The sequence below is a fragment of the Streptomyces sp. bgisy159 genome (assembly GCF_057707805.1).
This window is the reverse complement of sequence record NZ_JBYIQX010000004.1, coordinates 276,466-286,694: the sequence shown is the minus strand read 5'-3', so window position 1 is coordinate 286,694 and position 10,229 is coordinate 276,466. Positions and strand designations below refer to the sequence as shown.

At 73.3% G+C, this 10,229-nt stretch carries 10 protein-coding genes; 3 read left to right on the top strand and 7 right to left on the bottom strand.

What is annotated here, in order from left to right:
* Window positions 1-525 precede the first annotated feature (525 nt).
* On the top strand, window positions 526-1,587 hold the full coding sequence (gene trpS / locus AC3ET3_RS06995; RefSeq protein ID WP_435611819.1) for a tryptophan--tRNA ligase: 1,062 nt from the start codon (window positions 526-528) through the stop codon (window positions 1,585-1,587).
* On the opposite strand, the gene AC3ET3_RS06990 is transcribed toward trpS, so the two are convergent.
* Complete coding sequence (locus tag AC3ET3_RS06990; RefSeq protein ID WP_432139082.1) at window positions 1,491-2,522, bottom strand: GlxA family transcriptional regulator; 1,032 nt, start codon at window positions 2,520-2,522, stop codon at window positions 1,491-1,493. The two genes, trpS and AC3ET3_RS06990, sit on opposite strands and share 97 nt — an antisense overlap.
* A 75-nt stretch (window positions 2,523-2,597) precedes the next feature.
* Between AC3ET3_RS06990 and AC3ET3_RS06985 the strand changes: the two genes are divergently transcribed.
* Window positions 2,598-3,182: a cysteine hydrolase family protein gene (locus tag AC3ET3_RS06985; RefSeq protein WP_432139083.1), complete on the top strand. Its 585-nt coding sequence runs from the start codon at window positions 2,598-2,600 to the stop codon at window positions 3,180-3,182.
* 31 nt (window positions 3,183-3,213) lie between these two features.
* Here AC3ET3_RS06985 and proC read toward each other — a convergent pair whose 3' ends face one another.
* The 6 genes from proC to AC3ET3_RS06955 form a co-directional block, all read right to left on the bottom strand.
* A complete protein-coding gene (gene proC / locus AC3ET3_RS06980; RefSeq protein WP_432139084.1) occupies window positions 3,214-4,026 on the bottom strand; it encodes a pyrroline-5-carboxylate reductase in 813 nt (270 codons plus the stop codon).
* A gap of 118 nt (window positions 4,027-4,144) precedes the next feature.
* The gene (locus tag AC3ET3_RS06975; protein WP_432139085.1) at window positions 4,145-4,948 is read right to left on the bottom strand and encodes an ABC transporter permease; all 804 of its coding nucleotides are present in this window, start codon (window positions 4,946-4,948) and stop codon (window positions 4,145-4,147) included.
* Window positions 4,945-5,739 carry an ABC transporter ATP-binding protein gene (locus AC3ET3_RS06970; RefSeq protein ID WP_432139138.1) on the bottom strand — a complete coding sequence of 265 codons (795 nt, stop codon included), beginning with the start codon at window positions 5,737-5,739 and terminating at the stop codon, window positions 4,945-4,947. Before AC3ET3_RS06970 ends, AC3ET3_RS06975 begins: the two co-directional genes overlap by 4 nt.
* A gap of 56 nt (window positions 5,740-5,795) precedes the next feature.
* Entirely contained in the window at window positions 5,796-6,614 is an 819-nt protein-coding gene (locus AC3ET3_RS06965; protein ID WP_435611818.1) for a class I SAM-dependent methyltransferase, read from the bottom strand.
* Window positions 6,615-6,904: 290 nt separating this feature from the next.
* Window positions 6,905-7,435 carry an EamA/RhaT family transporter gene (locus AC3ET3_RS06960; protein WP_432139087.1) on the bottom strand — a complete coding sequence of 177 codons (531 nt, stop codon included), beginning with the start codon at window positions 7,433-7,435 and terminating at the stop codon, window positions 6,905-6,907.
* Between the two features lie 65 nt (window positions 7,436-7,500).
* On the bottom strand, window positions 7,501-7,845 hold the full coding sequence (locus AC3ET3_RS06955) for an SH3 domain-containing protein (protein WP_432139088.1): 345 nt from the start codon (window positions 7,843-7,845) through the stop codon (window positions 7,501-7,503).
* A gap of 179 nt (window positions 7,846-8,024) precedes the next feature.
* On the opposite strand from AC3ET3_RS06955, the gene AC3ET3_RS06950 reads away from it, so the two are divergent.
* Window positions 8,025-10,229: a serine/threonine-protein kinase gene (locus AC3ET3_RS06950; RefSeq protein WP_432139089.1), complete on the top strand. Its 2,205-nt coding sequence runs from the start codon at window positions 8,025-8,027 to the stop codon at window positions 10,227-10,229.

Genomic DNA, 10,229 nt, shown 5'->3' with positions numbered 1-10,229 from the left:
TTTCCGACTCTATCAGATCCTTTCGGCGTCTGATTCCCAGTCAGAGGGGGTTGCCTTCCCGGCTGTTGGGCCGTTCCGGCGAGTGAGACTTTAGCGGATTCCGGAGCCCCGAGCTAATCGGGGCCGCGCTCTGTCGAACGCGGATTCCTCATTTCGCAAACACGCACGCAGAAGCCCACGACGACGTGTCATCGATTGCTGGGTGGTACTTGCGGAATGGCTGTCCGGGGACCGACCGGGGTCGGCGCTCACGTCGGACAACCCGGAGAACAGTACGGAGGCGACACCACCGTGTCAACTCCCGTCCCGAGGCCCCTCCGGAGGCGTACGCTGGCCGGCATGACCACAACGCGTACACACCCCCAGCAGTGGTGGGCCGCCTGACGGCGGCCGCGCTCACGTACGCGTTCACACGGCCGCCGCCCTCGGCGGCCGTTCTCGTTTCTCCCCGGCGCAGGAGCTCCGGCGGACCGGTCGCCGGGGCCGGCGGCCTCGACCGAAGCCGGACGAGGGAGACGAGAAGAGATGAAGCGGGTCTTCAGTGGGATCAAGCCGACCGGACATCTGACACTGGGGAACTACCTGGGCGCCATGCGGCAGTGGGCCGCGGTGGACCAGCACCGGTCGGACGCGCTGTTCTGTGTGGTGGATCTGCACGCCCTGACCGTGGACCACGATCCGGCACGGGTGCGTCGACTGAGTCGGCAGGCCGCGACGCTGCTGTTGGCGGCAGGGCTGGACCCCGATCTGTGCACCCTGTTCGTGCAGAGCCACGTCGACGAGCACGCGCGGCTGTCCTACGTGCTGGAGTGCGTGGCGACCGACGGTGAGATGCGGCGGATGATCCAGTACAAGGAGAAGGCCGCGCGGGAGCGGGTGCGGGGCGGGAGCGTGCGGCTGTCGTTGCTGACGTATCCGGTGCTGATGGCGGCGGACATCCTGGCCTACGGCGCCGACGAGGTGCCCGTCGGGGAGGACCAGGCGCAGCACGTGGAACTGACCCGGGATCTGGCGCTGCGGTTCAACCAGCGGTACGGGCAGACGTTCGTGGTGCCGAGGGCGACGGTCCCGGCGGTGGCGGCGCGGGTGATGAACCTGCAGGAGCCGGGGTCGAAGATGGGCAAGAGTGATGACTTCGGGCCGGGGATCGTCTACCTGCTGGACGAGCCCGACGTGGTGCGGAAGAAGGTCATGCGGGCGGTGACCGACAGCGGGCGGGAGGTCGTGTACGACCGGGAGGGACGCCCGGGGATCGCGAACCTGCTGGAGATCCTGGCCGCGTGCACGGGCGGGAACCCGGTGGAGCTGAGCGGCGTTCACCAGTCGTACGGCGCCTTGAAGAGGGAGACGGCGGAGGCCGTGGTGGAGGTGCTCAGGCCGGTGCGGGAGCGGCACAAGGAGTTGTGTGCGGATCCCGGTTATGTGGAGGGGGTGTTGCGGGAGGGTGCGCGCAAAGCGCGGGCCCTGGCGCGGCCGACCGTCGGCGCGGCCTATCGGGCGATCGGGTTGCTTCCGGCCTCGGCGGACGTGGAGGCCGACGGCGGTCTCGGTGGTGGCGTGGCGGACGTGGTGAAGGCGGCGCGGTAGGCGCGGGGGCTGGTGGCGAGGCGCGATGCGAAGTGCTGGCGCATCGTGACCTCGCTGCCGAAGCCCGCTCGGCGGGCGACCTCGGGCATGGGGAGGTCGGTGCGTTCGAGGAGTTTCTGGGCTGCGGCGGTGCGCTGGTCGAGGAGCCAGCGCAGGGGGGTGGTGCCGGTCTCGGCGGTGAAGTGGCGGGCGAAGGTGCGCGGGGACATGCCGGCGTGGGCGGCCAGGTCGGCCACGGTGAGCGGTTCGTGGAGGTGGCGCAGGGCGTGTTCGCGTACGGCGGCCAGGGTGTCGGCGTCGCGGTCGGTGCGGGGGGTGGGGTGTTCGATGAACTGGGCCTGGGTGCCGGTGCGGAAGGGGGCGGTGACCATGGAGCGGGCGACGGTGGCGGCGGTCTCAGCGCCGTGGGCGGTACGGACGAGGTGCAGGCAGAGGTCGATGCCCGCGGCGGTTCCGGCGGCCGTCCAGATGTTGTCGTCCTCGACGAAGAGCGCGTCGGGTACGACGGTGATCTCGGGGTGGCGACTGCGGAGGAGGTCGACGAGGCGCCAGTGGGTGATCGCGCGGCGCCCGTCCAGGAGGCCGGCCTGGGCGAGGGTGAACGCGCCGGCGCACAGGGCGGCGAGGGTGGTGCCCCGGGCATGGGCGCGGCGCAGGGCCTCGCGCAGGGGGGCCGGTGCGGGGGTGGTGTGGTCGTCCAGGCCGGGGACGAGGATCAGGTCGGCGCGGGGCAGCCAGGCGAGGGTGCGGTCGGGGGTGAGGGTGAGTCCGCCGCGCAGCGGGATCGGGTCGGGGCGGGCGGCGACGCGGCGGAGTTCGTACGCGGGGACGCCGCGGTCGGTGCGGTCGGTGCCCCAGACCTCGGTGATGACGGAGACGTCGAAGGCGCGGATGCCGGGGAAGGCGAGGAGGGCGACACGGTACGGGGTGGCCACGCGTGGCAGTAAACCATCGATCGCTGACTTCTGTACCTCTGGGGAGCAGGGGTGGCGGGCGGCAGGATGGCGGCCATGGACATCGTGGAGAACGCAGCGCTGGTGGTCGTGGACGTGCAGCGGGGTTTCGAGGAGGAGGAGTTCTGGGGGCCGCGGAACAACCCGGGGGCCGATGAGAACATCGCCGCGCTCATCGACGTGTGGCAGGGGTCGGGGCGGCCGGTGGTGTTCGTGCGGCACGACTCGCGCAAGCCCGGCTCGCCGTTGCGGGCGGGTTCCGCGGGCAATGACTTCAAGGAGTACGTGGCGGCGCGCAGGGGGCGGGGTGCGGGTCCGGAGCTGCTGGTGTCGAAGACCGTGAACTCGTGCTTCTACGGGACGCCGGATCTGGACGCCTGGCTGCGGGGGGCCGGGGTCTCGCAGTTGGTCGTGGTGGGGATCCAGACGAACATGTGCGTGGAGACCACGGCCCGGATGGGCGGGAATCTCGGGTACGACGTGCTGGTGCCGTTGGATGCCACGCACACGTTCGATCTGGCGGGGCCGTTCGGCTGGCGTCAGTCGGCGGACGAGCTGGCGCGGGCGTCCGCCGTGTCGTTGCACGGGGGCGGGTTCGCTCGGGTGGTGACCACGCGGGAGGTGGTGGCCGCGGCGAAGTGACCGCCCCCGGAGGGGGCCCGGGCGGGGCGGGTCAGTCCTTCGTGCCGGAGGCGAGCTCGCGGCTGCGGTCGCGGGCGGCTTCGAGGGCGGCGATGAGGGCGGCGCGCACGCCGTGGTTCTCCAGTTCGCGGATGGCGCTGATGGTGGTGCCGGCGGGGGAGGTGACGTTCTCGCGGAGCTTGACGGGGTGTTCGCCGCTGTCGCGGAGCATGGTGGCGGCGCCGATGGCGGACTGCACGATGAGGTCGTGGGCCTTGTCGCGGGGCAGGCCGAGGAGGATGCCGGCGTCGGTCATGGCCTCCACCAGGTAGAAGAAGTAGGCGGGGCCGGAGCCGGAGAGGGCGGTGCAGGCGTCCTGCTGGGTCTCGGGGACGCGCAGGGTCTTGCCGACGGCGCCGAAGATCTCCTCGGCGTGGGTGAGGTGTCCGGGGCCGGCGTGGGTGCCGGCGGAGATGACGGACATGGCCTCGTCGACGAGGGCGGGGGTGTTCGTCATGACGCGGACGACGGGGGTGCCCGCGGTGAGGCGTTCCTCGATGAAGGCGGTGGTGATGCCGGCGGCTCCGCTGATGACCAGCCGGTCGGCGGGGACGTGCGGGGCGAGTTCTTCGAGGAGGGCGCCCATGTCCTGCGGTTTCACCGTGAGGATGAGGGTGTCGGCGGTCTTGGCGGCCTCGGCGTTGCTGACCGGCGTGACGCCGTGGCGCGCGCGGAGTTCCTCGGCGCGCTCGGGGCGGCGGGCGGTGACGAGGAGGTCGGCGGGGGCCCAGCCCGCTCGGATCATTCCGCTGAGCAGGGCTTCGCCGATCTTGCCGGTGCCGAGGACTGCGACTTTCTGGGTCATGGCTGGGGTGCCCTCCGGGGGTGTGCGCGTCGTCCGTGTTCATCCTCGCACCGGGGGGCGGGGTGGGGGGGGGTGGCTGTCCGGTGGGCGGACGTGCGGGGCCGGGGCCGCGGGGCGGTCAGGGGGTGCGGCGGCGGAGGGTGGCCGCGCCGAGGCAGAGGACGAGCAGGGCGGAGCCGGCGACGATCAGGATGTCGCGGAGGAAGGTGGCGGTCATGTCGGTGTGCCTGAGGACCTCGTTCATGCCGTCGACGGCGTAGGACATGGGGAGGACGTCGGAGACGGCCTCCAGGGCGGGGTGCATCTGGTCGCGGGGTGTGAACAGGCCGCAGAGCAGGATCTGCGGGAAGATCACCGCCGGCATGAACTGGACGGCCTGGAACTCCGAGGCGGCGAAGGCGGAGACGAACAGGCCGAGGGCGGTGCCGAGCAGGGCGTCCAGGAGGGCGACCAGGAGGAGCAGCCAGGGCGAGCCGGTGACGTCCAGGCCGAGCCACCACAGGGCGAGGCCGGTGGCGAGGACGGACTGGAGAATCGCGAGGGCGCCGAAGGCGAGGGCGTAGCCGGCGATGAGGTCGCCCTTGCCGAGGGGCATGGCGAGGAGGCGTTCGAGGGTGCCGGAGGTGCGTTCGCGCAGGGTGGCGATGGAGGTCACCAGGAACATGGTGATCAGGGGGAAGATGCCGAGGAGGGAGGCGCCGATGTTGTCGAAGGTGCGGGGACTGCCGTCGAAGACGTAGCGCAGCAGGATCAGCAGGAGGCTGGGGACGAGGAGCATCAGGGCGATCGTGCGGGGGTCGTGGCGGAGCTGGCGCAGGACGCGGGCGGCCGTGGCGAGGGTGCGGGAGGGGCGCAGGGCGCTGGTGGGGCTGGGTGCCGGGCGGGTGGCGGAGGGCGCGGGGGTCGGGGCGGGGGTGCTCATCGGTTGTTCTCCTTCGCGCGGGCCGCCGCCTGGTCCACCAGGTGGAGGAAGGCCGCTTCGACGGTGGCGGTGCCGGTGCGGTCGCGCAGGGCGTCGGGGGTGTCGTCGGCGAGGATCTCGCCCTCGCGCATGAGGAGGAGGCGGTGGCAGCGTTCGGCCTCGTCCATGACGTGGGAGGAGATGAGGAGGGTGGTGCCGCGGGTGGTGGCGAGGTGGTGGAAGAGGTCCCAGAGGTCGCGGCGCAGGACGGGGTCGAGGCCGACGGTGGGCTCGTCGAGAACGAGGAGTTCAGGGGTGCCGAGGAGGGCGACGGCGAGGGAGACGCGGCTGCGCTGGCCGCCGGAGAGGTTGCCGGCGAGGGCGTCGCGGTGGGAGGTGAGGTCGACCTCGGTGAGGACGCGGTCGACGTCGTGGCGGCGGTCGGCGGGGGTGGTGCGGGGGGAGAGGATCGCGGCGAAGTAGTCGAGGTTCTGGCGGATCGTCAGATCGTCGTAGACGGAGGGCGCCTGGGTGACGTAGCCGACGCGGGTGCGCAGTTCGGGGTGGCCGGCCGGGCGGCCGAGGACGTCGAGGGTGCCGGTGACCTTGGCCTGGGTGCCGACGAGGGACCGCATGAGGGTGGACTTGCCGCAGCCGGAGGGGCCGAGCAGGCCGGTGATCTGGCCGCGCGGGACGGTGAAGGCGAGACCGTGCAGGACGGTGCGCGGGCCGCGGACCACGGTGAGGTCTTCGGCGCGGACGGCGGGGCCGTCGGGTGGGGGCGGCGGGTCCGCGGGAGACGAATTAATCATCATGCGATGATTAAATTCCCTCGGTGGGGGGTCACGTCAAGTACCGGGGCTCTCGGTCAGGGGCGTATGGCCACCATCAGCTCCACCACGTACGCCTCCTCGACGATTCCGTCCGGGAAGACGGCGTCCAGATGCCGCCGCTCCTCGGCGAGGAAGGCGGCGGCGCTCTCCGCTCCCTGCACCAGGAAGACCGAGTGGCTGCCGACGTTGGCCAGATGGACGTCGACGGGAACCCGGCGGCTCCAGCGGACCCGGCGGCCGGTGAGGTCGAGGGCGCCGGTGGGGTCGGCGGTCGTCGGCCGGAAGGCCCCGTAGCGCTCGCCGGTCCGCTCGATGCCGAAGTGGCGCTCGATACGGACCGACTGCGCGGCGAGCCACGGCACGTCCGGGGCACTGGTGTTCCACCACAGGGCCAGCGCACCGCCCGGCCGCAGCACCCGCAGCGCCTCCGGCACCGCGCGGGCGGGGTCGGTCCAGTGCCAGGACTGGGCGTAGGTGAGGAGGTCCATGGACGAGGTGGCCAGCGGCAGGCGGTTGCCGTCGCCGCGCACGACCGGCACGTCGGTCAGAGCGCGGCGGAACTGGGCCGCCATGCCGTCCCCGGGCTCCACGGCGACCACGTCGGCGCCGCGGGCGTGCAGCAGGGCGGTCGCTATCCCCGTACCGGCGCCGACGTCCGCGACCCGGGCGCCGGCGAGGGGCCGCCGGGCGAGGGCCTCGACCGCGTCGAACAGGGCGGCCGGGTAGGAGGGGCGGTTGGCGGCGTACTGGGCCGCGGCGGCGTTGAAGGAGTGGGCGCGCGCGGTGTGGACCTCGGTGGCGGAGGCCCGGGCGGGGGCCGGGTCGGCGGGCGGGTGCGAGGAGGAAGTGGCCATACGGCCATGGTGGCGTGGCCGCGGGCGGGGACCCGGGGATTTTGCGCGGTCGTGAGCCCGTCGGCTGACATGTCGTGCGCCGGCCTGGGGCGAGGACCCGGGGATTTTGCGCGGTCGTGAGCCGCCCACCGCCGTGCGGCGGCCCGCCCCGGAGCCAGGACCCGGACATCCCGCGCGACCGAGAACCACCCGCCGCCACGCAGCGGCCCGCCCCGGAGCCAGGACCCGGACATCCCGCGCGGCCAGGAACCGCCCGTCGCCACGCAGCGGCCGGACGGGGACCGGGCTTATCAGCGGCGGCGCTTCTTCGAGGGGTTGCCCGTGCGGCGGGAGGCGCGCTTGTGGTGCCGCTGCCGTGCCGCCTCGTACTCCTCGCGGTGCAGCTTCTCTCCGGGGGCCTCGGTGAGGGAGCGGAAGAAGTAGGCGAGGAGGGAGCCGACGAAGCCGATGGCCAGCAGTCCGCGCAGGGACGCCTGGCGCTCGGGGTCGGGGCGCCGGGAGAAGCCGTCCCAGGTGTGGCGGAAGGCGAGCGCGCTGCAGACGGCGAACATCCCAACCATCAGGACGGTCACGAAACCGCCGATGCCGGCGATCCGGAGGCCCTGGTAGGCGAAGCGGAGCACGAGGCAGGCGACCGCGGCGGCGGCGAGCGACCCGACGGCCACGCCGACGCGGCGGGCCGGATACCCCTGGTCGTGGTGGACCCACGAGGTGCCGAAGAAGCGCAGGGGCTCGGGGCGGGGACCACCGGCGGAACCGGGGGCACCCGGGGTGTCCGCGGAGCCCGCCCGGGTGTCCGGGGTGCCGTTCTCGTCGCTCACAGGACGATTATGGCGCCGGACGGGGGCGGGCCGGCGGGTGGGGCGGCGCGCGGGCCCGGCCGCGCTCAGGAGACGCAGCGCGAGGCGACGTAGCCGTCGCTGCCCGTGTGCACGTACGTGTCCGACACGAACTCGCCGTTGCCGATGTTGTCCCAGATGTTGGAGGTGCCGTAGTAGCCCGACACCGTCGTGCCCGTCGTCTGGCAGTAGATCGGCACCTTGGAACCCTCGGGCAGCACGCGGACGATGCTGTAGTTCGTGCCCGGACCGCCGCGGACGTTCAGCCGGACGCCCGGAGCGATCGGGTAGAACGCCACGGCGGCGGACGCCGTCACGGCCGCCGACGCCGTCCTGACGGCCTCGGTGCCCTCGCCGCTGCCGACGTTCTCCTCCACATGGTCGACGGACATGAGTACTCCCCCCTCGCACCCCATGACTGTCATGGAGCCACGGTGATTCCCCTGAAACGCGACATGAAACGCATGTGCGCAACTCGTACGCGGAGGCTAGCAAGTCGCCTCGGTCTCGTACGAGTCATCGACTAGGCTCCGTGCGTCGCGCGCGCGAACGAACAGCACGGGGGTGGTCCATGGCGCCACGGCGCAACACCGGGGCGGGCGCGGAAGCGGAACTTCCCGAATACGCCGGCCACTACCTCCTGGAGTCCTGCCTCGGCTCCGGGGGCATGGGCGTGGTCCATCTGGCCCGCAGTACCTCCGGCATGAAGCTCGCGGTGAAGGTCGTCCACGCCGAGTTCGCCAAGGATCCCGAGTTCAGGGGGCGCTTCCGGCAGGAAGTGGCCGCCGCTCGACGGGTCAGCGGTGCCTTCACCGCGCCCGTGGTGGACGCCGACCCGGAGGCCGACCGGCCCTGGATGGCCACCCAGTACATTCCGGGACCGACCCTCTCCGATCACGTCAAACGGAACGGCCCGATGGCCCCCGGCGAGGTGCGCCGGCTGATGGCCGGGCTCGCCGAGGCACTGCGCGACATCCACCGTGTCGGGGTCGTGCACCGGGACCTCAAGCCGAGCAACGTCCTGCTCGCCGGCGACGGGCCCAAGGTGATCGACTTCGGCATCTCCCGGCCGACGGACAGCGAACTGCGCACCGAGACCGGCAAGCTGATCGGCACGCCGCCCTTCATGGCGCCCGAGCAGTTCCGCCGGCCCCGGGAGGTCGGGCCCGCCGCCGACATCTTCGCCCTCGGCTCGGTGACGGTGCACGCGGCCACCGGCCGGGGTCCGTTCGACTCCGACAGCCCCTATGTCGTCGCCTACCAGGTCGTGCACGACGAGCCCGACCTGGCCGACGTACCGGACGACCTCGCTCCGCTGGTGCGGCGCTGCCTCGCCAAGGAGCCCGAGGAGCGGCCCACCCCCGACGAGCTGATGCGCGAGCTGCGGTCGGTGGCGGCGTCGTACGACACCCAGGCGTTCATACCGGCGCAGCGGAACGACGAGGACGGTACGGCGCCGGGCGACGCGCGGCCGGGGTCGGACGGCGGACGGCCGGGGGCGGCGGACGGGCCGGCGCCGGGCGTTCGCGGGGCGGGTGACCGGGGCGGGGCCGGCGCGGGACGCGCGGGCGGCGTCCGCCCGGACGGGAGCGGCGCGGCGCCGCGTGCCCGGCGGATGGCGTACCGGCGGGTGGCGCTGGTGGCCGGGGCGTTGGGGCTGGTCGTCGGCGGGGTGTTCGCCTCGGCGCGGTGGCTGGACGTCCCGCCCGCGTCGACGGCCGGGCCGAGCGCCCCGGCCGCGTTCGCCGGGTGGGAGGCGGGCTCGGTGACCGGGAGCGCGGCGCTGCCGCAGTGCTCGTACGGCGTGGGGAGACTGCTGTGCGCGCAGTCCGGCGTCGTCTTCGCCCTCGATCCGGCCGACGGCACGGTGCTGTGGCGCCACCCGGTGGCCGCCTCGTACCGGCGCGAACCGCCGCTGCTGGCCGGCGGGTTCGTCCAGCCGATGGCGGACCAGGGCGGACGGCTGGCGGCGCTGGACCCGGACACCGGTGAGGCGCGCTGGGAGCGGAGCATGCCCGAGCACGTCGGTATGCGGGCGGCGGGCGGCGTGCTGCTGTTCACCGCCGCCGACGGAACCGTCAGCGCCGTGGACGGCGCGACCGGTGAGGAGAAGTGGCGCCACCGCATCCGCGGCCAGAGCGGCGCGCCCACCTTCCTGGCCTTCCCCGGTGACCCGCTGGCCTACGCGATCAGTGCCTCGGACGCGGGTACGACGCGGGTGGCGGCGGTGGACCCGGAGACCGGGGCCGTCCGCTGGAACGCCGCCCTGCGTGGCACGCTCAAGCCCGTCGGCAGCGAGGACGGAGCCCTGTTGCTGCTCTCGCTCGACCGGGGCACGGGCTACACCGACGCGGTCGTGCGCTACGACCCCGGGTCCGGGGACACCCGCCGGGTGGCGCTGCCGGTGTCCCGGCCTGATCCGGTGGCCGGGGTGTCCGGCGGCGTGGTCTACCTGCTGGCCACCGGTGGGTCGCTGGAGGCGTTCGACATGAACGCGGAGGAACGGCTGTGGCATCTGGAGACGGCCGTGACCCGCGGGTCGGCGCCGGTGCGCGCGGGCGACCGGGTGTTCCTCACCGCCCCGGACGGACGGCTGCTCGCCTTCGACGCGCGGAGCGGCCGGCTCGTCGGGCAGACCCGGCCCCGGCTCGGCCCGAACGGCGACCGGGTGCCCGACGCCCTGCCGGCCCCGGTGACCGTCGACGGGCGGGTGTACGCCGGGGCGCCGGACGGGACCGTGTTCTCGGTGGACGGGCGCGACCCCGCGGACTGGTGA